General features: G+C 64.7%; 19 protein-coding genes. 10 read left to right on the top strand and 9 right to left on the bottom strand.

The window, feature by feature from the left end; genetic code table 11:
• Nucleotides 1–70 precede the first annotated feature (70 nt).
• The 8 genes from G4G71_RS29840 to G4G71_RS29805 form a co-directional block, all read right to left on the bottom strand.
• Nucleotides 71–1993, bottom strand: coding sequence for a PrkA family serine protein kinase (locus G4G71_RS29840; protein ID WP_169942427.1), 1923 nt, complete (start codon nt 1991–1993; stop codon nt 71–73).
• Between the two features lie 287 nt (nt 1994–2280).
• Complete coding sequence (glpE, locus tag G4G71_RS29835) at nt 2281–2610, bottom strand: thiosulfate sulfurtransferase GlpE (RefSeq protein ID WP_169942425.1); 330 nt, start codon at nt 2608–2610, stop codon at nt 2281–2283.
• Between the two features lie 43 nt (nt 2611–2653).
• Nucleotides 2654–3478, bottom strand: a complete 825-nt coding sequence (locus tag G4G71_RS29830) for a symmetrical bis(5'-nucleosyl)-tetraphosphatase (RefSeq protein WP_169942423.1) — start codon at nt 3476–3478, stop codon at nt 2654–2656.
• Nucleotides 3478–3858, bottom strand: a complete 381-nt coding sequence (gene apaG / locus G4G71_RS29825) for a Co2+/Mg2+ efflux protein ApaG (protein WP_054908027.1) — start codon at nt 3856–3858, stop codon at nt 3478–3480. Before apaG ends, G4G71_RS29830 begins: the two co-directional genes overlap by 1 nt.
• Nucleotides 3855–4682 (bottom strand): 16S rRNA (adenine(1518)-N(6)/adenine(1519)-N(6))-dimethyltransferase RsmA, encoded by an 828-nt coding sequence (gene rsmA, locus G4G71_RS29820; protein WP_169942421.1) that lies wholly within the window; start codon nt 4680–4682, stop codon nt 3855–3857. Before rsmA ends, apaG begins: the two co-directional genes overlap by 4 nt.
• Nucleotides 4683–4798: 116 nt before the next feature.
• A complete protein-coding gene (gene pdxA / locus G4G71_RS29815; protein ID WP_169942419.1) occupies nt 4799–5800 on the bottom strand; it encodes a 4-hydroxythreonine-4-phosphate dehydrogenase PdxA in 1002 nt (333 codons plus the stop codon).
• A gap of 113 nt (nt 5801–5913) precedes the next feature.
• The gene (locus G4G71_RS29810) at nt 5914–7206 is read right to left on the bottom strand and encodes a peptidylprolyl isomerase (protein ID WP_169942416.1); all 1293 of its coding nucleotides are present in this window, start codon (nt 7204–7206) and stop codon (nt 5914–5916) included.
• Nucleotides 7187–9976: an LPS-assembly protein LptD gene (locus tag G4G71_RS29805; RefSeq protein ID WP_169942414.1), complete on the bottom strand. Its 2790-nt coding sequence runs from the start codon at nt 9974–9976 to the stop codon at nt 7187–7189. Before G4G71_RS29805 ends, G4G71_RS29810 begins: the two co-directional genes overlap by 20 nt.
• Nucleotides 9977–10105: 129 nt before the next feature.
• Between G4G71_RS29805 and G4G71_RS29800 the strand changes: the two genes are divergently transcribed.
• The 3 genes from G4G71_RS29800 to G4G71_RS29790 are packed head-to-tail and all read left to right on the top strand — an operon-like array spanning nt 10106 to nt 12565.
• A complete protein-coding gene (locus tag G4G71_RS29800; RefSeq protein WP_169942412.1) occupies nt 10106–11128 on the top strand; it encodes an aminoglycoside phosphotransferase family protein in 1023 nt (340 codons plus the stop codon).
• Complete coding sequence (gene murU, locus G4G71_RS29795; protein WP_169942410.1) at nt 11125–11799, top strand: N-acetylmuramate alpha-1-phosphate uridylyltransferase MurU; 675 nt, start codon at nt 11125–11127, stop codon at nt 11797–11799. Before G4G71_RS29800 ends, murU begins: the two co-directional genes overlap by 4 nt.
• Before the next feature lies 1 nt (nt 11800).
• The gene (locus G4G71_RS29790; protein WP_169942408.1) at nt 11801–12565 is read left to right on the top strand and encodes a DnaJ domain-containing protein; all 765 of its coding nucleotides are present in this window, start codon (nt 11801–11803) and stop codon (nt 12563–12565) included.
• 1 nt (nt 12566) lies between these two features.
• On the opposite strand, the gene G4G71_RS29785 is transcribed toward G4G71_RS29790, so the two are convergent.
• Entirely contained in the window at nt 12567–13619 is a 1053-nt protein-coding gene (locus tag G4G71_RS29785) for an alpha/beta hydrolase family protein (protein ID WP_169942406.1), read from the bottom strand.
• A gap of 167 nt (nt 13620–13786) precedes the next feature.
• On the opposite strand from G4G71_RS29785, the gene G4G71_RS29780 reads away from it, so the two are divergent.
• The 7 genes from G4G71_RS29780 to G4G71_RS29750 all read left to right on the top strand — a co-directional run bounded on the left by G4G71_RS29780 (nt 13787) and on the right by G4G71_RS29750 (nt 22751).
• Nucleotides 13787–16198, top strand: a complete 2412-nt coding sequence (locus G4G71_RS29780) for a PAS domain-containing sensor histidine kinase (RefSeq protein WP_169942404.1) — start codon at nt 13787–13789, stop codon at nt 16196–16198.
• A 93-nt stretch (nt 16199–16291) separates the two neighbouring features.
• A complete protein-coding gene (locus G4G71_RS29775) occupies nt 16292–16921 on the top strand; it encodes a response regulator (protein WP_169942402.1) in 630 nt (209 codons plus the stop codon).
• 164 nt (nt 16922–17085) lie between these two features.
• Nucleotides 17086–18123, top strand: a complete 1038-nt coding sequence (locus G4G71_RS29770; RefSeq protein WP_169942400.1) for an ABC transporter substrate-binding protein — start codon at nt 17086–17088, stop codon at nt 18121–18123.
• Between the two features lie 180 nt (nt 18124–18303).
• On the top strand, nt 18304–19413 hold the full coding sequence (locus G4G71_RS29765) for an ABC transporter ATP-binding protein (RefSeq protein WP_169942398.1): 1110 nt from the start codon (nt 18304–18306) through the stop codon (nt 19411–19413).
• Between the two features lie 68 nt (nt 19414–19481).
• On the top strand, nt 19482–20531 hold the full coding sequence (locus tag G4G71_RS29760) for an ABC transporter substrate-binding protein (protein ID WP_169942396.1): 1050 nt from the start codon (nt 19482–19484) through the stop codon (nt 20529–20531).
• Nucleotides 20532–20659: 128 nt separating this feature from the next.
• On the top strand, nt 20660–21907 hold the full coding sequence (locus tag G4G71_RS29755) for an ABC transporter permease (protein WP_054908040.1): 1248 nt from the start codon (nt 20660–20662) through the stop codon (nt 21905–21907).
• Between the two features lie 16 nt (nt 21908–21923).
• Nucleotides 21924–22751, top strand: coding sequence for an ABC transporter permease (locus tag G4G71_RS29750; protein WP_054908041.1), 828 nt, complete (start codon nt 21924–21926; stop codon nt 22749–22751).
• Nucleotides 22752–22791 lie beyond the last annotated feature (40 nt).

The raw sequence follows: 22791 nt of genomic DNA, 5'->3' as shown, positions 1-22791 counted from the left end.
GACCGCCTCGGACAGGTCCGAATGCGACGGCGACCGGCGCGGCGGGGAATCCCGCCGCGCCGATGGCAGACTACTGCGACTTGCGAACCCGCAGATACCATTCCGACAGCAGGCGCACCTGCTTCTCGGTGTAGCCGCGCTCGACCATGCGTTTGACGAAGTCGTTGTGCTTCTGCTGATCCTCCTTGCTCGCCTTGGCGTTGAAGCTGATGACCGGCAGCAGGTCCTCGGTGTTGGAGAACATTTTCTTCTCGATCACTACGCGCAGCTTCTCGTACGACAGCCAGCTGGGGTTCTTGCCGTTGTTGCCGGCGCGGGCGCGCAGGACGAAGTTGACGATCTCGTTGCGGAAGTCCTTCGGATTGCTGATGCCAGCCGGCTTCTCGATCTTCTCGAGCTCCTCGTTGAGGGCGGCGCGGTTGAGGATCTCGCCGGTTTCCGGGTCGCGGTATTCCTGGTCCTGGATCCAGAAGTCGGCGTACAGCACGTAGCGGTCGAAGATGTTCTGACCGTACTCGCTGTAGGACTCCAGGTACGCAGTCTGGATTTCCTTGCCGATGAACTCGACATAGCGCGGCGCCAGGTATTCCTTCAGGAAGCGCAGGTAGCGTTCGCGGGTTTCCGGTGGGAATTGTTCCTGCTCGATCTGCTGTTCCAGCACGTAGAGCAGGTGCACCGGGTTGGCGGCCACTTCATGCGGGTCGAAGTTGAACACCTTGGAAAGTATCTTGAAGGCGAAACGGGTGGAAAGCCCGGCCATGCCTTCGTCGACGCCCGCCGTGTCGCGGTATTCCTGGATCGACTTGGCCTTGGGGTCGGTGTCCTTGAGGTTCTCGCCGTCGTAGACGCGCATCTTCGAGTAGATGTTGGAGTTTTCCGGCTCCTTCAGGCGCGACAGCACGGAGAACTGCGAAAGCATCTTCAGGGTGTCCGGCGCGCAGTGGGCGTGCGCCAGGGAGCTGTTGATCAGCAGCTTGTCGTAGATCTTGATCTCGTCGGAGACGCGCAGGCAGTACGGCACCTTGACGATGTAGATCCGGTCGATGAACGCCTCGTTGTTCTTGTTGTTGCGGAAGCTGTGCCATTCCGATTCGTTGGAGTGGGCGAGGATGATGCCGCTGTAGGGCAGGGAACCGAGGCCTTCGGTGCTGTTGTAGTTACCTTCCTGGGTCGCGGTGAGCAAGGGGTGCAGGACCTTGATCGGCGCCTTGAACATCTCGACGAACTCCATCAGGCCCTGGTTGGCCCGGCACAGCGCGCCCGAGTAGCTGTAGGCGTCGGCGTCGTTCTGCGGGAATTCTTCCAGCTTGCGGATATCCACCTTGCCGACCAGCGCGGAGATGTCCTGGTTGTTTTCATCCCCGGGTTCGGTCTTGGCGATGGCGATCTGGTTGAGGATCGAGGGGTGCAGCTTGACCACACGGAACTGACTGATGTCGCCGCCGAATTCGTTGAGGCGTTTGGTCGCCCAGGGTGACATCAGCGAGCGCAGGTAACGGCGCGGGATGCCGTAGTCCTCCTCGAGGATGGCGCCGTCCTCATCCGGATTGAACAGCCCCAGGGGCGATTCGAACACCGGCGAGCCCTTGATCGCATAGAAGGGCACGTGCTCCATCAGTTGCTTGAGCTTTTCGGCGAGGGAGGATTTACCGCCACCGACCGGTCCCAGGAGGTAAAGGATCTGTTTCTTTTCTTCCAGGCCCTGTGCGGCGTGGCGGAAGAAGGAGACGATCTGGTCGATGCACTCTTCCATGCCATGGAAGTCGGCAAAGGCCGGATAACGGCGGATTACCTTGTTGGAGAAGATTCGCGACAGGCGGGAATCGACGGACGTGTCGAGTAGTTCAGGCTCGCCGATGGCCATCAGCATCCGCTCGGCGGCGGTGGCATAGGCGATCTTGTCTTGCTTGCAGATGTCCAGGTACTCCTGGAGGGAGTACTCCTCTTGACGGGTCGCTTCGAAGCGTTCCTGGAAGTGACTGAAAATGCTCATGACGTCTCCTCGCTCGATGCATGGAGCCGGCGCCGGATCGGTCTGTGCGGGTGCGGTCGGGCTGCCAGTGTTACCGGCGAGAATCCCCCAGAACTCCAACGGAACCTGGCGACTGCCCTGATCCGCCCCAATGGTCACTGCCGATTAACCGGAAGCCGGTGTGCCGGCTCTCCCTTTTTTGGATGGCCTGAGGGAAAGGATAGTTCGTTCTTTGATGTGTAAAGGACGAAAGAGCGAGAAGTTACAGATTTTTTGAAGGGGCTAATCCGCCCCTTTCGTAGGGGCTTTCAGTCGGAGCCGCCTGCGCTGGTATCCGCGGGATAGACGCTGCGCCACAGCTCGAAGCCGCCGTCGAGGCTGTAGACCTCGGAGAAGCCCTGCTGGACGAAATAGGCCGCCGCACTCTGGCTGGAATTGCCGTGGTAGCAGACCACGACCAGCGGCGCGTCCATGTCGGCCTCGCGGATGAAGTCAGCCACCGAGTAGTTGTCGATGTGCCGCGAGCCGCTGATATGGCCCAGCGCATAGCTCTGTGGGTCGCGTATGTCGACGACCTGGGCACCGCTTTCGCGCAGTTGCTGGGCCAGGTCGGGGGCAATGCGCTTGAAGTCGCTCATGGGTAGTACCTCGCAAGGCGCGGAGCCTGTGGCCCCGCTGCAATCATTCTGGTTTATCGGCGCAGCTGCACTGGATGCGCTCGAAGGTATCGACGTTCATCAGCGTCATGCTGCCGCCCCATACACAGCCGGTGTCCAGGGCGAACAGGCCGGGGACGTCGCACTGGCCTTCCAGCGCGGCCCAGTGGCCGAAGATGATCTTGCGCCCGGCGGCCTTGCGCTCGGCATAGCTGAACCACGGCGCGTAGCCGGGCGGCGCGGTGTCCAGGCCTTCCTTGGACTTCAGGTCGAGTTTGCCGTCCGGGGTGCAGAAGCGCATGCGCGTGAAATAGTTGGTGATCACCCGCAATCGCGCGATGCCGTTCAGCTTCTTGTCCCACTTGGCCGGCTCGTTGCCGTACATGCCATCGAGGAACATCGGCAACTGGGTGTCGTCGCGCAGCGCGGCTTCGACTTCGGCAGCGCGCTGCAGGGCCTTGTCGATGTCCCATTGCGGCGGGATGCCGGCGTGTACCAGGGTGATGTCGCGAGCGGCGTCGTGATGGACCAGCGGCATCTGTCGCAGCCATTCGATCAGTTGTGCGCAATCGGGTGCCTCGACGATCTCGCGCAGGGTGTCGTTCTTCTTCAGGCGCTCGGCGTTGTAGGCCACGGCGATCAGGTGCAGATCATGGTTGCCCAGCACACAGACCAGCGACTCGCGCATGCCATGGAGGAAGCGCAGGGTTTCCAGCGACGCGGGGCCGCGATTGACCAGGTCGCCGACCAGCCAGAGCTTGTCCTGGGCGGGGTCGAACTTCACCTGCTCCAGCAGGCACTTGAGCGGTTCCAGACAGCCCTGCAGGTCGCCTACGGCATAGGTGGCCATCAGTGCAGCGCCCCGGGGACGGCGAGGCGGAACGCCGGGATCTCGGCATCGAAGTGGTGGCCGTCGGTGGCGACCATCTGGTAGCTGCCGTGCATGCTGCCGACCTTGGTCGCCATCACGGTGCCGCTGGTGTAGGTGTGGCTGGCACCCGGCTCGATCAGCGGCTTTTCGCCAACGACGCCGGCGCCGCGCACTTCCTGCACGTGGCCATCGCCGTCGGTGATGATCCAGTGGCGGGTCAGCAGCTTGGCGGCCAGCTCGCCGTGGTTGTGGATGGTCACGGTATAGGCGAACACGTAGCGCTGCTGCTCCGGCTGCGATTGCTCGGGCAGGTGGCGGGTGGTGACGCTGACGCTGACCTGGTAGCGGGGATCGCTCATGCGCTCGGTCCTTGCTCGGCTTCCGGGTTGGTTTCGCTGTAACGGTTAGCCAGGCTGACGAAATCGGCGACGCTCAATTGCTCCGGACGCAGGGTCGGGTCGACGCCGGCGGCTTCGATGTCCTCGACGCTCATCAGCGTACGCAGGGTGTTGCGCAGGGTCTTGCGACGCTGATTGAAGGCTTCGCGGACGATGCGTTCCAGCACGCGGTGATCCTTGGCCGGATGGGGCGGTTCAGCGTAGGGCACCAGGCGCACGATGGCCGACTCGACCTTGGGCGGCGGGTTGAACGCACCGGGGCCGACGGTGAACAGATAATCCACCCGGCAGAAGTACTGCACCATGATCGACAGGCGGCCCCAGTCGCCGTTGCCCGGCTCGGCGGCCAGGCGCTCCACCACTTCCTTCTGCAGCATGAAGTGCATGTCCTGGATGAGCGAGGCATGGTCCAGGAGATGGAAGATCAGCGGGGTGGAGATGTTGTAGGGCAGGTTGCCGACCACGCGCAGCTTGTCCTCGGGGGAGGCGACGAGGCTGGAGAAGTCGAACTTCATCGCATCGCCCTGGTGCAGGCTGAAGTTGGGCTTGAGGCCAAAGCGCCATTTCAGTTGCGGGATCAGGTCCAGGTCCAGCTCAATCACGTCGAGCTTCGCGCCGCTGTCCACCAGGCCCTCGGTCAGGGCGCCCTGGCCTGGGCCGATCTCCAGCAGGTGCTGGCCTTCCTTGGCGGCGATGGCGCGGAGGATCTTGTGGATCACCCCGGCGTCATGCAGGAAGTTCTGCCCAAAGCGTTTACGGGCGCGGTGCTGGAAGAGTTCGGACATCGAAGGCTCCGGAGAGCAGCCGGGCGCCCGAGGCGGCCGGCTGGAGGCGGAAAAACCATCAGTTTACCAGTCCGCGACGGCCAGCACGAAACGCTGGCCGAACGGAATGCTGCTGATCAGCCTTTCGCGGCGCCGGCTTCGGCCATCTGGTAGGCGGTTTCCAGGGCAACCTGCAGGCTGCCGCTGTCGATCTGGCCGGTGCCGGCGAGGTCCAGCGCGGTGCCGTGGTCCACCGAGGTGCGGATGATCGGCAGGCCCAGCGTTACGTTCACTGCTGCACCGAAGCCCTTGTACTTGAGCACTGGCAGCCCCTGGTCGTGGTACATGGCCAGTACCGCGTCGCAGTGTTCAAGGTGCTTGGGGGTGAACAGCGTGTCGGCCGGCAGCGGGCCGATCAGTTGCATGCCCTCGGTGCGCAGGCGCTCCAGGGTCGGCTCGATCACGTCGATTTCCTCGTGGCCGAGGTGGCCACCTTCGCCGGCATGGGGGTTCAGGCCGCAGACCAGGATGCGCGGGTTGGCCAGGCCGAACTTGTCGCACAGATCAGCATGCAGGATGCGGGTGACTCGCTCCAGGCGATCCGGGGTGATGGCATCGGCGATCTGCCGTAGCGGCAGGTGAGTGGTCACCAGGGCGACGCGCAGGCCGCGGGTGGCGAGCATCATCACTACCTGGGCGGTGCGGGTGAGATCCGCGAGGAACTCGGTATGGCCGGAGAAGGCGATGCCGGCTTCGTTGATGACGCCCTTGTGCACGGGGGCGGTGATCATTCCGGCGAAATGCCCGTCCAGGCAGCCCTGGCCGGCGCGGGTGAGGGTCTCCAGCACATAGGCGGCGTTGGCCTGGTTCAGCTTGCCCGGTTCCACCGGCGCTGCCAGCGGGGTGTCCCAGACATAAAGGCTGCCGGCCGGAGCGGCGACATCGGGCCAGCGGCCCGGGCCCACTTCCTGCAGGTCGATGTTCAACCCCAGCAGTGCGGCACGCTCTGCCAGCAGTTCGCGACTGGCGACGGCGACCAGCGGATGCGGTTGGGTTTCACGGGCCAGCAGCAGGCAGAGGTCGGGACCGATGCCGGCGGGCTCGCCGGGAGTGAGGGCGAAAAGGTGGGAAGTACTCATGGACGACTCTCGAATCAGGATTTACCGCGGATGTTCCTACTCTACGACGAAGCCTCCGGCAGGCAAAAAGAAACCCGGCCATGGCCGGGTTTCTTCGTAGCGACTCGCGCTGCTTACTGCTTGATCTCGACGTAGGCTTCGTCGCGGATCTGGCGCAGCCAGGCCTGCAGTTCCTCGTCGTACTTGCGTGCGCGGAGGGTCTGGGCGGCTTGTTGCTCGCGGAACTTGTCGCTGCTGTCGGTGGCTCGACGGCCGAGGACTTCCAGCACGTGCCAGCCGAACGGCGAGCGGAACGGCTTGGTCACCTGGCCTTGCGGCGCGTTGTTCATCACGTCGCGGAATTCCGGTACCAGGGATTCCGGGTCGACCCAGTTGAGGTCGCCGCCGTTGAGCTTGGAGCCCGGGTCTTCGGAGAATTTCTTCGCCAGGTCGCTGAAGCTCTCGCCGGCCTGGATGCGCTCGTAGAGCTTCTCGGCCAGGCGCTGGGTTTCTTCTTCGCTGCGAATCTCGCTGGGCTTGAGCAGGATGTGGCGGACGTGAACTTCGTCACGCAGCATCTTGCTGCCACCGCGCTTCTCTTCCAGCTTGATGATGATGAAGCCGCCTGGGGTGCGGACCGGTTCGGTCACGTCGCCCACGGCCAGGGTGCCAACCATGCTGTCGAACGGCGAGGGCAGCTGGGCGGCCTTGCGCCAGCCAATCTCGCCGCCTTCCAGGGCGTTGTCGCCGGCCGAGCGGGAGACCGCCAACTGGCCGAAGTCCGCGCCCTGCTTGAGCTGCTGGTACATTTCCTGGGCCTGGCGAGCGGCAGCCTGCACCGTCTCGGGCGAGGCGCTGTCGGGCACCGGGATCAGGATATTGGCCAGGCGGTATTCTTCCGAGAGCTGGATCTTGCCCAGGTCGGAGGCGAGGAAGTTCTGTACTTCCTGCTCGCTGACCTGGATGCGCTCGGCCACACGGCGCTGGCGCACGCGGCTGATGATCATCTCGCGGCGCACCTGCTCGCGGGCCTCGTCATAGGACAGGCCATCGTGGGACAGGGCGGCACGGAACTGGTCCAGGCTCATGTTGTTGCGCTGGGCAATGGTGCCCATGGCCTGGTTCAGCTCTTCATCGGTAATGCGCACGCCGGAGCGGTCACCGATCTGCAGCTGGATGTTCTCGATGATCAGACGCTCGAGCACCTGCTGGGTCAGCACGTGCTCGGGCGGCAGCGGCGCACCGCGCTTCTGGATGGTTGCACGGACTTCGTGCAGGCGCTGGTCCAGCTGGCTCTGCATCACCACGTCGTTGTCGACGATGGCGACCACACGGTCCAGCGGAACCACTTCGGCGTGCACGACGGAACTTGCCAACAGCGCGCCCAGCATCAGCGGGCGCAGGGCCTTACATAGCATTGTCTTCACGTTGACGATAACCCTGGATACCTTGGTCGAGGAAGCCTTCCACCTGGTTGCCAACCACGCCGCCAAGGCCTTTCAAGATGATTTGAAGGAATACACCGCGGTCGGCCTTGGACGTGGAGGTCACGAATTCCTCGTCGTCGTAGTCGACCCAGTAGCGATTGATCAGGCGCAGCTTCCAGCAGCAGCTGTCGTACTCGAAGCCACCGAAGGCTTCCAGCGTGCGGCTCTGGTTGTAGTCGAACTGCCAGCGGCCGATGGCGGCCCACTGCGGAAGGACGGGCCAGATGAACGAGAGATCATGCTGTTCGATCTTGTACTCGTCGCTGCCGTATTCGAACTGGCCAGTGTTCGGGTTGAAGCGCTTGCTGTCCGCACGGTAGCGGTAGCCGGCGTTCAGCACCTTGCGAGGATCGGCTTCGGGCTGATAGTGGAACATCAGGTTGCCGTTGTCGGTGTGGTTCGTGTTCGGGTTCCAGTTGAAGTCCGAGCTGGCGAACCAGTCATGGTTGAAGCGATAGATGCCGGTGAGCGCGTAGGGTGAACGCCAGGTATCGGCATCCGGGTTCTTCGCACCGGTGGCGCGCAGGTCCTCTTCGGTCAGGCCCGGCAGCTGTACACGGCGGTCGCTGAAGTAGTAGATCTGGCCAGCGGCGATGTAGGCGCGCTCGAAGCCATCGTCCTCGATGAAGCGCGAACCCACACCGAGCGACAGCTGGTTGGCATCCCCGATGCGGTCACGGCCGGTGAAGCGGTTTTCACGCCACAGCGAGTCGTAGCTGAAGGTGAACTCGCCGGTATCGAAGGTCGGCAGGTTGTCCTGGTCCTTGTACGGGACGTACAGATACATCGCCCGTGGCTCCAGGGTCTGGCGGAACTTGGTACCGCCAAAGGTGGTGTCGCGATCGAAATACAGGCCGCTGTCGAGCTTGGCCAAGCCCAGCGAGCGATCCGGGCTGCTTTCGAACTCACGGTTGCCTGTGTTGATGGTCGGATTGGCGAGGTCGGCCTTACCCTGGCTGTCCAGGTCGAGGTCGTATTTGGTGTACATCGCCTTGACGGTCGGAGTCATGAAGCCCCAACTGCGGTTCATCGGCAGGCTGACGCCCGGTTCGGCGTGGAAGCGATCACCCGTGGCGCGCGCCAGGCCGCGGATATTGGTATCCGGGCGCGGGTAGAGCGTCGGGTTGTCCACGTCGATACGGTAGTAGCCTTCATCCAAATCACGATCGAAGCGTACGGCCTCGGTGCTGTAGGTGAAGTTCAGGCCACCCGGGTTGAACGGCAGGCGGCCGTCCAGGGTGAGCTGAGGCAGGCGATCGTAGGGCGTGACGTCGGTCACGGTCGCCAGCTGGAAGGACTGCGCATTCAGGCGCGCGGTGTAGCTGTCGCCGCGGTAGGTCAGCGAGCCCTGCTGGTTGACGTAGGTCGGCGAGCCGATGCCCAGCGAGGTGTCTAGGTCCTGGAAGTAGTACGGGTCGCTGATGCGGGTGTAGTCCACCTGCGCCAGGGTGCGGGAATCCAGGCCGCTGGTATTTTTCCAGCCGTACAGCCAACGAGTGTCGGTGTACTGCGGGAAGTCCTTGCGGTCGTCGTTCTTGTCGTTCAGGTAAGCCGCCGTGACCTGGCCTTCGCTGCTGTGGGTCAGGTAGCGGAACTCTCCTTCCATCAGCATGCCGCGCTTGACCATGTAGTGCGGGTACAACGTGGCGTCGTAGTTGGGCGCCAGGTTGAAGTAGTACGGCGTGGTCAGGGTGAAGCCGGTATCGGTCGAGCTGGCGAAGGAAGGCGCCAGGAAGCCGGACTGACGACGGTTGTCGATCGGGAAATAGATGTATGGGGTGTAGAAGACCGGAATGTCCTTTACCCGCAGGGTCGCGTTGGTCGCGGTGCCGAAACCGGTGGCCGGGTTCAGCTTGATGTTATTGCCCTTCATGACCCAGGCGTTGCTGCCGGGCTCGCAACGGGTATAGGTGCCGTCCTTGAGCTGGATGATCGCGTCTTCCTGGCGCTTGGCGTACAGCGCGCTGCCGCGGATCTGAGCCTGGTGCATGACGTATTCGGCGTTGTCGATCTTCGCAGCACCGTTGTCCAGCTGCAGTTCGGCATGGTCGCCGACGATCAGCGCACCGTTGTCACGCAGCTTGACGTTGCCGACCAGCTCGCCGCGGTTCTCGGCCTGGTGCAGGTTGGCCTCGTCGGCCTCCACCTGCATGCTGCCCTGGCGCAGGACCACATTGCCCGCGAGGGTGGCGACCTGCTTTTCCTGCTCGTAGCGCGAAACCTTCGCCGAGACGTAGGTCGGGGCCTCGTCGTTCGGCGTCTTGTCGTTCATGCCTGGACGTACCGGCTCGACGTAGGCGCCGCTGCAGTACGGGCCCATTTCGGCCTGTTGTGCAGCGGTGAGCTTGTCGCGGGGGATCCAGTCGAGGTGGCTGTAGTCGCTGCTGCGCGACTTCAGGCCGCGGCCGCCGGATTCGGTGACCAGTTGTTTCGGCTCTTCGCCGGCGCTGCTGCTCGAGCTGCCCGAGGATTTCGAGCTGCTGCTGGCGGCAGTGCCGCCGGCGCTGACGGAGGTGGCCCCATGCTGCGGACGCGGCACGCTGCTGGCGCTGTTCTGCGAGGAGCAGTCCCAGGCGCCGGACGCGGAGGGCTGGCAGGCGAACTGCTCGCCGGGTGCCGCGGTCACAAAGGCGAGCGGCTGGATAGCCAGCAGGCCACCGGTCACCAGTAAGGGGAATTTTCTACGGAACACGGGGAAATTCACTGCCATCTTGTTAATCCGGGCTTCCTGCGAGCCTTCAGCCCAAAACGGGCCGCACGCCTATCGATGGGCTCAAAAAGATGCTGGATAATAAAGCATGACCCGCGCAACGGCTAGCGCCGTGGAGAACCCCGAAAAATGACCGAGGATGCTCGTTACCAGCAGATGATCCGCTGGTTGGACTTGAGTTTGCCCGCAGTGTTCAACGTGCAAGGCTGGGGGCTGGTGCCCGAGGCCAGCCTCACTGCGGCCAGCAGCGACGCCAGTTTCCGCCGTTATTTCCGCTGGCAGGGCGCAGGCCGCAGCCTGATCGTGATGGATGCGCCGCCGCCCCAGGAGGACTGCCGCCCCTTCATCAAGGTCGCCGGCCTGCTGGCCGAGGCCGGCGTGCACGTTCCGAAGATTCTGGCCGAGGATGTCGAGCAGGGCTTCCTGCTGCTCGATGATCTGGGGCGGCAGACCTACCTTGATGTGCTCACTGCGCAGAATGCCGAGGAGCTGTTCGAGAACGCCCTGGACGCCCTGGTGGCCTTCCAGCAGGTGGGTGTGGCCGAGCGCCTGCCGGCCTACGACGAAGCCCTGTTGCGCCGCGAGCTGCAGCTGTTCCCCGACTGGTACCTGCAGCGCCATCTGGGCGTGACCCTGGAGGGCGAGCAACTCGCTCGCTGGGAACGCACCTGCGATCTGCTGGTGCGCAGCGCCCTGGCGCAGCCGCGCGTGCTGGTGCACCGCGACTACATGCCGCGCAACCTGATGCTCAGCGAGCCGAACCCCGGCATCCTCGACTTCCAGGATGCGGTCTACGGTCCGGTGACCTACGACGTGACCTGCCTTTATAAGGACGCCTTCCTCAGTTGGCCGGAGCCGCGCGTCCACGACGGCCTTTCGCGCTACTGGCGCAAGGCCCAGGCCGCCGGTATTCCGCTGCCGGAGAACTTCGAGACCTTCTTCCGCGCCAGCGACCTGATGGGCGCCCAGCGTCATCTGAAGGTGATCGGCATTTTCGCGCGCATCTGCCATCGCGATGGCAAGCCTCGCTACCTGGGCGATGTGCCACGCTTCTTCCGCTACCTGGAAAGCGTCATCGCGCGCCGGCCGGAACTGGCCGACCTCGCCGCGCTGCTGGCCAGCCTGCCCAAAGACGAGACGCATCCCGCATGAAGGCCATGATTCTCGCCGCGGGCAAGGGCGAGCGCCTGCGCCCGCTGACCCTGCACACGCCCAAGCCGCTGGTGCGCGCTGGCGGCGTGCCGCTGATCGAGTACCAGCTGCAGGCGCTGCGCCAGGCCGGTTTCGATCAACTGGTGATCAACCACGCCTGGCTCGGCCAGCATATCGAAGACCATCTGGGCGATGGCTCGGCCTTTGGCGTGAGCATCCTCTACTCGCCCGAAGGTGAGCCGCTGGAAACCGGCGGCGGCATCTTCAAGGCGTTGCCGCTGCTGGGTGACGACGCCTTCGTCATCGCCAACGGTGACATCTGGACCGACTTCGATTACGCAAGCCTGCACGGCGCGTTGGCCGAGGGCGACCTGGCGCATCTGGTGCTGGTGGACAATCCCGGCCACCACGCTCGGGGTGATTTCTGCCTGCGTGACGGTCGCGTCAGCGACTACCGGGAAGGTCAGCCGAGCCTGACCTACAGCGGCATCGCCATCCTCCGTCCGCAGCTGTTCGACGGCTGCCAGCCCGGCGCGTTCAAGCTGGCGCCGCTGCTGCGCCAGGCGATGGAAGCAGGGCGCGTGAGTGGCGTGCACCATCGTGGCCGCTGGATCGATGTCGGCACCCACGAGCGCCTGGCAGAAGTCGAACGCCAATTGGCGGAGGGCTGAGGTGTTCTGGCCGGGGACCCTGGTGGGCGTCATCGCCGGATGGGCATTGGCAAGCATTCCGGGCGCCATGCTCGGTGCGTTGCTCGGCCAGGTGCTCGACCGGCGCCTGAAGCAGCGGACCTGGCGGGGCCTGCTGGAGCAGTTGCGCGGCGGCCCTCGGGTAGGTGACCAGGAGTTGCTCTTCCTGCTACTCGGCCGTCTGGCCAAGAGCCGCGGCCGCGTGGTCGATGCGCACATTCAGCAGGCGCGTTCCGAAATGCAGCGCCTGCAGCTGGATGACAAGGCTCGTCGCCAGGCCATCGATGCCTTCGGTCGCGGCAAGCTGGGCGGTGAATTGCTGGACGTCGGCTTGCGCCAGCGTCATGGCCAGGAGGCGACTGCCGAGGGGCTGCTCCAGGCCTGTTGGCGAATGGCCTGGGCGAGCGGCGCGCCGAACGCCGCGCAGAAGAACCTGCTGCTGCAATGGGGCGATTCGCTGGGGCTTTCTCGCTCCAGGGTATTGGCGATGTCGTCCGGTGCCGAGCCGCCCAAACCGCCGGCTACTCCGCGTGAATCCTATACCGGAGCGCTGCGACTGCTAGGCGTGTCGGCGGGCAGCGAGCCGGAGGAGATCAAGCGCGCCTACCGCAAGCTGATCAGCCAGAACCACCCGGACAAGCTCGAAGGCATGGGCGCCAGCCCTGAACGGATTGCCGCGGCCACCAGCAGGACCCGCGAGATCCAGGCGGCCTACCTGCTGGTGCGCCAGCGTCGCGGCTTCCGTTGACTCAGGGTTGCTCGATCGGCTCCAGGTGCATCGATAGCCAGCCGCGGATGCGCCGGTAAAGCTGTTCCTGCTCGGTGCCCAGGTCGGCTGGCAGGGCGTTCATGCCGATCTGCACATAGTTGGAGGCTTTCTGCCGCTTGCTGGCCTGCAGGCGCAGTTTGGCTGCCGCTACATCGGTTGCCTTGTCCTTGTAGTAGAAATCGCCGGTGGCGAGGTTCAGCAAGGGGACGGTCTCGTCCAGTGACGGTTTGAAGTCGCGCGGCATCTCTGGCGCCACCAGCAGCAGGTTCTTGATGTCCGCCGGTGTGCGCTCGCCCAGGTAGCGGGTTGCCCAATAGGCGCCGGTACCATGACCGAGCAGGACGATGGTCCTGGGTTTGTGCTGCTGCGCCAGCTCGACCGCTGCCTGGATGCGCGCCAGCACCCGTTCGGCGTGGGCCTTGCGCAGTTCCACCGGGTCGGTGGGAGGCGGCGGAGCTTCCGGGCTGGCCTGGGCCGGCTCCGCGCTGCCGGTCTCGGCGGTGCTTTCCGGAGTCGGCGTCGCGCTGCCTTGGCTGCCTTTCACTTCCGGTTTGCTGGCGCTATCGGCAGCGCTGGCGTCGGTGTCGGCGCTGGCCTTGTCGGGCGATTCCTTCGGGCGCGGAATCGGCGCGGTGCTCTGCGGGTCGGGCAGTGTGACGGCCAGGGTCTGCCAGCCGGCATCGGGCAGCTTGCGCCGCAGCGGACTGATCGCCACCGGCCAGTCGGCGCTTTCGCCATCGCCGGGGATGAGGATCACGGCGCCTTCGGCGTCGGCGGTATTGGCCGGCAGCCAGAGGGCAAGGAAGGTTTCGTCGCCGGCCTTGAGTTCCTGCCGCTCGCTTTCGGGCAGCTGGCGTACCAGGCCGCTGGCTTCGTCCTGGCTGCGCTCGCTCACCGCCTGGCGCACCACCGGTGCCGTGGCCGATTTTTCGTCGGTGGCGGGCTTGGCGTCTTCGGCCCGACTGATGCCCAGCGGCGACAGGCCGAGGGTCAGGCAAAGGGCGAGAAGCGTCGGTCGAGACAAATGCGGCATCGATGATATCCCTGTCTGGCGGGCAGCACGCGGCGGGGCGCGAGTGCGGCCAGCCTAGCGGCTTGTATTAGCTTTGTCAGGCGCAGGCGTGCCGGGTTCAACCGGGGTTGCGGTAAGGTATGCCGGCCCTTTGCTTTGACCCGAGTGAAATCCATGGTGCTGTCGGCATGAGTCGTGTGTTCTGGAAAGCCTGCCTGGCGTGGTTCCTGTGCCTGCCGCTGCTGGCCGTGGCGGAAACCGCCGTGCCGCCACTGGCACTGGACGAAGCGCAGCGCGCCTGGCTTGCCGAGCATCCGCAACTGCGCGTGGGCGCCGTACTGGAGGCGCCCTATGTGCAACAGGATCGCCGGCTGCAGCAGCTCTCCGGGGCAAACGTGGAATTGCTGGAATGGCTGGCTAAGGCCATGGGTGTCAGCCTCGAATGGCGCACCTATCCGGACCAGGCCGCGTTGGAGCGAGCCGTGCACAGCGGCGAAATCGACCTGGCGCCCGGCGTCAGCCAGACGCCCTCGACCCTTCGCGACTGGCTGTTCTCCGATCCCTATCTGCGCGTACCGCGGCTGGTGGTGGGCGACCGCCGCAGCGGCACGTCCGTGGAGCTGGACAACCTGCGCGAGGGCGAATCGGTCTCTGTGCGCGGACCCGGCCCGGTGGTGGATTACCTGCGCAGCACCTATTCGGGCTTGACCCTGCAGATCGTCGACAGCGACCGCGAAGTGCTGCGCAAGGTGCTGGGCCGCGAGGCCAATTACGCGGTGATCGATGAGGCGCAGCTGGCGCGGCTGACCCGTGAAACCGAATTCACCGGCCTCTGGGTGGTGGCCGATATCGGCTATCCGCAATTGCTGCGCGTGGCGACGCGGCGCGGTTTGCCCGAGTTGGCAGGGATCATCGACGCCGCCCTGCGCGCGGTGCCGGCCAAGGACCTCGACCAGCTCCACGAACGCTGGCTGCAACCGACCTACCCGCGTCTGGGTTCTTCCCCTGGCTTCTGGCAGAACCTCTGCATCCTGCTCGGCCTGCTGCTGCTGTTCGCCGTTGCCGCACTGCTCTGGCTGCGCCGGCAGCACCGCGCATTGGAGTCGCGCCTGCTGGCGGCACGCCGCGACATCGAGCTGCGCCAGGCCGCCGAGCAGGCATTGCGCCTGACCCAGTTCGCCATCGACAGCAGCACCGTCGGCATCCTCTGGGTCAACTGGGATAGCCATGTGCGCTACGCCAACCGCGCCGCCGAGGAGCTGCTCGGTTATGCCGCGGGCGCCGTGGTGGACCGGCCGCTGGCGGACTTCGAGCCGACGCTGAACATGGACCGCTGGCTCAACCTCTGGCGCCGCGCGCGCAACGCCGACGAAGCTCCGCTGAGCTTCGAGACCCGTTGCCTGCGCGCCGACGGCCAATGGCTGCCGGCCGACGTCTCGCTGAGCTTCCTGCGCTTCGGTGATTCGGAGTACCTGCTGGTCTTCCTCAGTGATGTAACCGAACGCCGCCGCGCCCGCGCCGCGCTGGAAGAGAGCGAGGCGCGCCTGCAGGGCATCGCCGCCAACGTGCCGGGGCTGGTGTTCCGCCTGGAGCCCAATGCGCCGGACGACGACTCCGATTTCGCCTACATCAGCTTCATCACTGGCGGCAGCGAAACCTCGCTGGGTTACTCGCCCGGTTACCTGCGCGAGAGCGGCCTGGGCATCATGGGCCTGGTGCATCCGTCCGAGCGCGAGGGCTATCTCGCCAGCCAGCAGGAGGCGGTGGAAGGCCAGCGCAACTGGCTGTGGCAGGGCCGCATCCTCACCCGCAGCAACGAGCCGCGCTGGGTCGACATCAAGGCCACGGTGCGGACCCTGGATGACGGTCGGTCGGCCTGGGACGGCGTGGTCTGGGACATCACCGAGCACAAGCAGATCGAACTCGAACTACAGGATTCCCGCGGGCAACTGCGCGAGCTGTCGGCGCACCTGGAGAGCGTGCGGGAGGAGGAGAAGGCACGCATCGCCCGCGAGGTGCACGATGAACTGGGCCAGGTGCTCACCGTGCTCAAGCTGGAAACCTCGATGTGCGAACTGGCCTATGGCGAACTGGACGCGGGGCTACGCGAGCGCCTGGACAACATGAAGCGTCTTATCGCCCAGTTGTTCCAGCTGGTGCGCGATGTGGCTACCGCGCTGCGCCCGCCGATCCTCGATGCCGGCATCGGTTCGGCGGTGGAGTGGCAGGCGCGCCGCTTCGAGTCGCGCACGCAGATTCCCTGCCTGGTGGAGGTGCCGGAGAATCCGCCGGAGCTGTCCGACGCCAAGGCCATCGGCCTGTTCCGCATCCTCCAGGAGGCGCTGACCAATGTGATGCGCCATGCCCAGGCGCATACTGTGGAACTGCAGCTGAGCGTCGAGGGCAGCGAGCTGTGCCTGCGCATCGCCGATGACGGCTTGGGCTTCGACCCGCAGGCCACGCGCCAGGGTGTTTCCTTCGGCCTGGTGGGCATGCGCGAGCGGGTGCTGATGTTCGGTGGCACCCTGCAGATCGACAGCCAGCCCGGGGAGGGCACTACGCTGTGGATCCGGGTGCCGCTGCGCTCCCGAAGCGCCTAACCGGGCGACAACGGCATCGGCATCGGCATCGGCATCGATAACGACAATGACAATGACAATGACAATGACAAGTGCGAAGCGGGAGGAACGGAGGTGATTCGAGTGCTGGTGGCGGAAGACCATACGATCGTGCGCGAAGGCATCAAGCAACTGATCGGCATGGCCAAGGACCTGCAGGTGGTCGGCGAGGCCACCAACGGCGAGCAGTTGCTCGAGAACCTGCGCCAGATCCCTTGCGAAGTGGTTCTGCTGGATATCTCGATGCCTGGCGTCAACGGCCTGGAAGCCATCCCGCGGATCCGCGCGCTGAACAATCCGCCGGCGATCCTGATGTTGTCGATGCACGACGAGGTGCAGATGGTCGCCCGCGCGCTGAAGGTCGGCGCCGCTGGCTACGCCACCAAGGACAGCGACCCGGCGCTACTGCTGACGGCGATTCGCAAGGTCGCCAGCGGTGGCCGCTACATCGACCCGGACCTCGCCGACCGGATGGTCTTCGAAGTCGGCCTCACCGATTCGCGGCCGCCCCATGCGCTGCTTTCCGAGCGCGAGTTCTCGGTGTTCGAGCGTCTGGTGCACGGCGAAGGCGTCAACGAGATCGCCCAGCAATTGGCGGTCAGCAGCAAGACCATCAGCACCCACAAGGCGCGGCTGATGCAGAAACTCAATGCCAACTCGGTGGCGGATCTGGTGCGTTACGCCATGGAGCACAAGCTCGTCTGACCGACCCGTGCCGCTGGTTTGATCTGCGGCAGATGGCTCGCTGAATTTTCCCTTCACTCTGTGCGACGTGTCCGATTTCTGTAACAAACCGTCTATCTAGCGGGCGTGAGGCAGGGAATGATTGCCCGCTTCATGCGGTACGTCGTGATAACAAGGAGAAGAAGATGTTGCGAGCGGTAAGGGGAGGGCTGCTGTTCGGCCTGCTGGGGGGCGCTGCGATGCCGGCGCTGGCGGACTACGTCACGGTGATTTCCTTCGGTGGCGCGAACAAGGAAGCCCAGGAGGCGGCCTTCTACAAACCGTTCAAGGAAGTGACCGGCAACTCCGTCGTCCACGGCTCCTACAACGGCGACCTGGCCAAGCTCAAGCGCATGGTGGAGATCAGCCACGTGTCCTGGGACGTGGTGGAAGTCGAGGCCCCCGAGCTCGCGCGCGGCTGCGAGGAAGGGCTGTTCATGAAGCTCGACCCCAAGACCCTCGGCAACACAGCCGACTTCGTTCCCGGTGCGGTGCAGCCGTGCGGCGTCGGCATCTTCGTCTGGACCACGCTGCTGGCCTACAACCAGAACAAGCTGCAGGGCACGCCCAGCAGCTGGGCGGATTTCTGGGACACGAAGAAATTCCCCGGCAAGCGCGGCCTGCGCTGGGGCGCGAAGTACAGCCTGGAATTCGCCCTGATGGCCGACGGCGTCGCGCCCAAGGACGTCTACAAGGTGCTGTCCACCAATGACGGTGTCGATCGCGCCTTCCGCAAGCTCGATGAACTGAAGCCGAACATCAACTGGTGGAAGTCCGGCCAGGACCCGGTGCGTGATCTCGCCGACGGCACGGTGGTGATGAGCTCCGCCTACAACGGCCGGATCGCCGCCGCGCAGGGCGAGCAGAAGGGCTTTCGCATGGTCTGGGCCGGCGGCATCTACGACTTCGATTTTTGGGCGCTGCCCTCGGGCGTGTTCAAGAAGGAACTGGCCGAACAGTTCGTCAACTTCGCCAGCCAGCCGCAACAGCAGAAGGCCTTCGCCGAAAACATTTCCTACGGCCCGACCAACCGCAAGGCGGTGGAGTTGCTGGCGCCGGACGTGGCCGCCAACCTGCCGACCGCGCCACAGAACATCGCCAATGCCGTCGGCATGGATGTGGCGTTCTGGACCGAGCATGGCGACGCGCTGGAGAAGCGCTTCCAGGCCTGGGCCAAGCGCTGATCGGCGGACTGCCGGCCAGCCCTTGGTCGGCAGTTGGTTTCCCTGGTTTTTGTAGGGCGATCCCTACAAAGCATCCTCTCTAAGCCTTATAGCAATCTCTCATACCGCCCGATTTGCGCGTAGGTGTTGCTTCTCTAGTCTTGAGATCAACGGCATTTACAAAAAAACAAAGGTGCGGTGATGGCCGAGAATCAGGCAAACGATGTGCTGGTGAGTTTCCGTGGCGTGCAGAAGAGCTACGACGGCGAATCCCTCATCGTGAAGGACCTCAATCTGGACATTCGCAAAGGCGAATTCCTGACACTGCTGGGGCCTTCCGGTTCCGGCAAGACCACCAGCCTGATGATGCTGGCCGGTTTCGAAACTCCTACCGCCGGTGAAATCCAGCTCGCCGGCCGCGCCATCAACAACGTCCCCCCGCACAAGCGCGACATCGGCATGGTGTTCCAGAACTATGCCCTGTTCCCGCACATGACGGTGGCCGAGAACCTGGCCTTCCCGCTCTCCGTGCGCGGCATGAGCAAGACCGATGTCAGCGAGCGCGTGAAACGTGCGCTGTCCATGGTTCAGCTCGACAGCTTCGCCGGCCGTTATCCCGCCCAGCTTTCCGGTGGCCAGCAGCAACGTGTGGCCCTGGCCCGCGCGCTGGTCTTCGAGCCGCAACTGGTGCTGATGGACGAACCCCTGGGTGCGCTGGATAAACAGCTGCGTGAACACATGCAGATGGAGATCAAGCACATCCACCAGCGCCTCGGCGTGACCGTGGTCTACGTGACCCACGACCAGGGCGAAGCCCTGACCATGTCCGACCGCGTGGCCGTGTTCCACCAGGGCGAGATCCAGCAGATCGCCCCGCCGGCCGAGCTCTATGAGCACCCGCGCAACTCCTTCGTCGCCAACTTCATCGGCGAGAACAACCGCATCGCCGGCCAGCTCCAGGCCCGCGATGGCGACCGCTGCACCGTGGGCCTGGCCCGTGGCGAGAAGGTCGAGGCGCTGGCGGTCAACGTCGGCAACGTCGGCGACACCGTCAGCCTGTCGATCCGCCCCGAGCGCGTGCGCCTCAACGGCCACAGCGAAAACTGCGTGAACCGCTTCTCCGGCCGCGTCGCCGAGTTCATCTACCTGGGCGACCACGTGCGCATTCGCCTGGAGGTCTGCGGCCGTACCGATTTCTTCGTCAAACAGCCGATCGCCGAGCTCGATCCCGCGCTCAGTGTTGGCGACGTGGTTCCGCTGGGCTGGGAAGTCGAGCACGTCCGCGCGCTCGACCCACTGTCCGCGGCGTAACGAAAGCGGACCGGCCACTCCCGGACGCATCCAAGAAAAACAAACTGCACACTGTGGAGACAACAATAATGTCGAAGTCCTTGAAAGCATCGGGGCTCAAACTCGCAGCGCTGACTCTGGGCGTGGCCTTTGCGGCCCAGTCCATGGCCGCCACCGACCTGACCGTGGTGTCCTTCGGCGGCGCCAACAAGAATGCCCAGGTGAAGGCGTTCTACGAGCCCTACGAAAAATCCACCGGCAACAAGATCGTCGCCGGCGAATACAACGGCGAGATGGCCAAGGTGAAGGCCATGGTCGACACCAACAGCGTTTCCTGGGACCTGGTGGAAGTCGAATCGCCGGAACTGGCCCGCGGCTGTGACGAAGGCCTGTTCGAAGAAATCGACCCGGCCATCCTCGGCAAGGCCGAAGACTACGTGCCGGGCGCCGTCAGCAACTGCGGCGTCGGCTTCTTCGTCTGGTCCACCGTGCTGGCCTACAACGCCGACAAGCTGAAGAGCGCGCCGACCAGCTGGGCGGATTTCTGGGACACCCAGAAATTCCCGGGCAAGCGCGGCCTGCGCAAGGGCGCCAAGTACACCCTGGAATTCGCCCTGATGGCCGACGGCGTCGCGCCCAAGGACGTCTACAAGGTGCTGGCCACCAAGGACGGCCAGGACCGCGCCTTCAAGAAACTCGACCAGATCAAGCCGAGCATCCAGTGGTGGGAAGCAGGCGCCCAGCCGCCGCAGTACCTCGCCTCCGGTGACGTGGTCATGAGCTCCGCCTACAACGGCCGCATCGCCGCCGTGCAGAAAGAGAGCAACCTGAAGATCGTCTGGAACGGCGGCATCTACGACTTCGACGCCTGGGCCATCCCCAAAGGCGCCAAGAAGAAGGACGAGAGCCTCAAGTTCATCGCCTTCTCGGTTCAGCCCGAGCAGCAGAAGACCTACTCCGAGAACATCGCCTACGGCCCGGTCAACAAGAACGCCGTACCGCTGCTGAGCAAGGACCTGCTGAAAGACATGCCGACCACCCCGGAAAACATGCAGGGCCAGGTGGGCATGGACGTGACCTTCTGGGCTGACTACGGCGAGCAGCTGGAACAGCGCTTCAACGCCTGGGCTGCCAAGTAAGCAGCCGTCCCTTGCCGTCGCGACTGCCCGAGCCGCGACGGACCGGAGCCGCCGTTCCCCCTCGCGGCGGTTCCTCCTGACACCACACCTTGGCCGCCCTCGGGCGGCCCGTTTTACCGGAGTTCGCTATGGCCACCGCTGTGTCTCTGAACGAGGTCGCCGGCCCCACCCTCAAGCAGCGCCTGGCGCGCGCGGAGCGGATGAACCGTCTGAAGTCCCAGGCGCTGGTGCTGCCCCTGCTGGTCTTCCTGCTGCTGACCTTCCTGGTGCCCATCGCGGCGCTGCTCTACAAGAGCGTGAACAACCCCGAGGTCGTCGGCGCGATGCCGCTGACCGTCAACGCCATTTCCGAATGGGACGGCAAGTCGCTGCCCTCGGACGCGGTGTACAAGGCGCTGAGCGAAGACCTGGTCGCCGCGCGCAAGAACCAGACCATCGGTGACCTCTCCAAGCGCCTGAACATGGAACTGGCCGGCTACCGCAGCCTGCTGTCCAAGACTGCCCGCGCGCTGCCGTTCAAGGAGCAGCCGGCGTCGTACAAGGACGCGATGGAAGCCCTCGACGAGCGCTGGGGCGACCCGGCCTACTGGCAGGCGATCCGTCGCAACGCCAGTTCCGTCACTCCCTATTACCTGCTGGCGGCGCTCGATCACCGCATCGATGACCTGGGTGAAATCGCCCGCGCCACGCCCGACCAGTCGATCTACCTGGACATCTTCGCCCGCACCTTCTGGATGGGCGCGGTGATCACCCTGATCTGCCTGGCGCTGGCCTACCCGTTGGCCTACCTGCTGGCGATCCTGCCGACCCGCAAGTCCAACCTGCTGATGATCATGGTGCTGCTGCCGTTCTGGACCTCGATCCTGGTGCGCGTCGCCGCGTGGATCGTGCTGCTGCAGTCGGGCGGCCTGATCAACGGCGCGCTGCTGAAGATGGGCCTGATCGACCAGCCGCTGCAGCTCGTGTTCAACCGCACCGGCGTGTACATCTCCATGGTGCACATCATGTTGCCGTTCATGATCCTGCCGATCTACAGCGTGATGAAGGGTATTTCCCCGAGCTACATGCGCGCCGCGATTTCCCTGGGCTGCCACCCGTTCGCCAGCTTCTGGAAGGTCTACTTCCCGCAGACCGTCGCTGGCGTCGGCGCCGGTTGCCTGCTGGTGTTCATCCTGTCGATCGGCTACTACATCACCCCGGCGCTGCTGGGCAGCCCGAACGATCAGATGGTCAGCTACTTCGTCGCCTTCTACACCAACACCACCATCAACTGGGGCATGGCCACAGCCCTGGGCGGCCTGCTGCTGTTCGCCACCCTGGTGCTCTACGTGATCTATGGCTGGCTGGTGGGCGCGAGCCGCCTGCGCCTGGGCTGATGAGGAGAACAAGAAGATGCTGAGCCCGTACATGTCCCCGGTCGAGCGCGTGTGGTTCTACACCCTGCGCATCCTCTGCGGCCTGATCCTGCTGTTCCTGGTGCTGCCGGTACTGGTCATCGTGCCGCTGTCGTTCAACTCCGGCACCTTCCTGGTCTACCCGCTGCAGGGCTTCTCCCTGCGCTGGTACGCCGACTTCTTCAACTCCGCCGAGTGGATGCGTGCGCTGACCAACAGCATCATCGTCGCCCCGGCGGCCACCGTGCTGGCCATGGTCTTCGGCACCCTGGCGTCGATCGGCCTGACCCGCGGAGACTTCCGCGGCAAGGCGCTGATCATGAGCCTGGTGATCTCGCCGATGGTCGTGCCGGTGGTGATCATCGGCGTGGCGAGCTACCTGTTCTTCGCGCCGCTGGGCCTGGGCAACAGCTACATCTCGCTGATCATCGTCCACGCGGTGCTCGGTGTGCCCTTCGTCATCATCACCGTGTCGGCGACCCTGCAGGGCTTCAACTACAACCTGGTGCGCGCCGCCGCCAGCCTGGGCGCGCCGCCGGTGCTGACCTTCTTCAAAGTCACCCTGCCGCTGATCGCTCCGGGGGTGATTTCCGGTGCGCTGTTCGCCTTCGCCACGTCCTTCGATGAAGTGGTGGTGACCCTGTTCCTTGCCGGCCCCGAGCAGGCCACCCTGCCGCGCCAGATGTTCAGCGGCATCCGCGAGAACCTCAGCCCGACCATCGCCGCCGCGGCGACCCTGCTGATCGGCTTCTCCGTCCTGCTCCTGCTGACCCTCGAGTGGCTGCGTGGCCGCAGCGAGAAACTGCGTACCGCCCCGACTTCCTGAGTTCACAGTGTTTCGCGGACGTTCCCGTCGCCGTGCTCAC

Source organism: Pseudomonas multiresinivorans, from assembly GCF_012971725.1.
Lineage (GTDB): Bacteria > Pseudomonadota > Gammaproteobacteria > Pseudomonadales > Pseudomonadaceae > Pseudomonas > Pseudomonas multiresinivorans.
This window is presented reverse-complemented; position numbering and strand designations above follow the sequence as displayed.

Bases quoted from the DNA above. Each gene is read 5' to 3' on its own strand.
- G4G71_RS29840 (WP_169942427.1), bottom strand. From the start codon at position 1,993: ATGAGCATTTTCAGTCACTTCCAGGAACGCTTCGAAGCGACCCGTCAA.
- glpE (WP_169942425.1), bottom strand. From the start codon at position 2,610: ATGAGCGACTTCAAGCGCATTGCCCCCGACCTGGCCCAGCAACTGCGC.
- G4G71_RS29830 (WP_169942423.1), bottom strand. From the start codon at position 3,478: ATGGCCACCTATGCCGTAGGCGACCTGCAGGGCTGTCTGGAACCGCTC.
- apaG (WP_054908027.1), bottom strand. From the start codon at position 3,858: ATGAGCGATCCCCGCTACCAGGTCAGCGTCAGCGTCACCACCCGCCAC.
- rsmA (WP_169942421.1), bottom strand. From the start codon at position 4,682: ATGTCCGAACTCTTCCAGCACCGCGCCCGTAAACGCTTTGGGCAGAAC.
- pdxA (WP_169942419.1), bottom strand. From the start codon at position 5,800: ATGAGTACTTCCCACCTTTTCGCCCTCACTCCCGGCGAGCCCGCCGGC.
- G4G71_RS29805 (WP_169942414.1), bottom strand. From the start codon at position 9,976: ATGGCAGTGAATTTCCCCGTGTTCCGTAGAAAATTCCCCTTACTGGTG.
- G4G71_RS29800 (WP_169942412.1), top strand. From the start codon at position 10,106: ATGACCGAGGATGCTCGTTACCAGCAGATGATCCGCTGGTTGGACTTG.
- murU (WP_169942410.1), top strand. From the start codon at position 11,125: ATGAAGGCCATGATTCTCGCCGCGGGCAAGGGCGAGCGCCTGCGCCCG.
- G4G71_RS29785 (WP_169942406.1), bottom strand. From the start codon at position 13,619: ATGCCGCATTTGTCTCGACCGACGCTTCTCGCCCTTTGCCTGACCCTC.
- G4G71_RS29780 (WP_169942404.1), top strand. From the start codon at position 13,787: ATGAGTCGTGTGTTCTGGAAAGCCTGCCTGGCGTGGTTCCTGTGCCTG.
- G4G71_RS29770 (WP_169942400.1), top strand. From the start codon at position 17,086: ATGTTGCGAGCGGTAAGGGGAGGGCTGCTGTTCGGCCTGCTGGGGGGC.
- G4G71_RS29765 (WP_169942398.1), top strand. From the start codon at position 18,304: ATGGCCGAGAATCAGGCAAACGATGTGCTGGTGAGTTTCCGTGGCGTG.
- G4G71_RS29760 (WP_169942396.1), top strand. From the start codon at position 19,482: ATGTCGAAGTCCTTGAAAGCATCGGGGCTCAAACTCGCAGCGCTGACT.
- G4G71_RS29755 (WP_054908040.1), top strand. From the start codon at position 20,660: ATGGCCACCGCTGTGTCTCTGAACGAGGTCGCCGGCCCCACCCTCAAG.
- G4G71_RS29750 (WP_054908041.1), top strand. From the start codon at position 21,924: ATGCTGAGCCCGTACATGTCCCCGGTCGAGCGCGTGTGGTTCTACACC.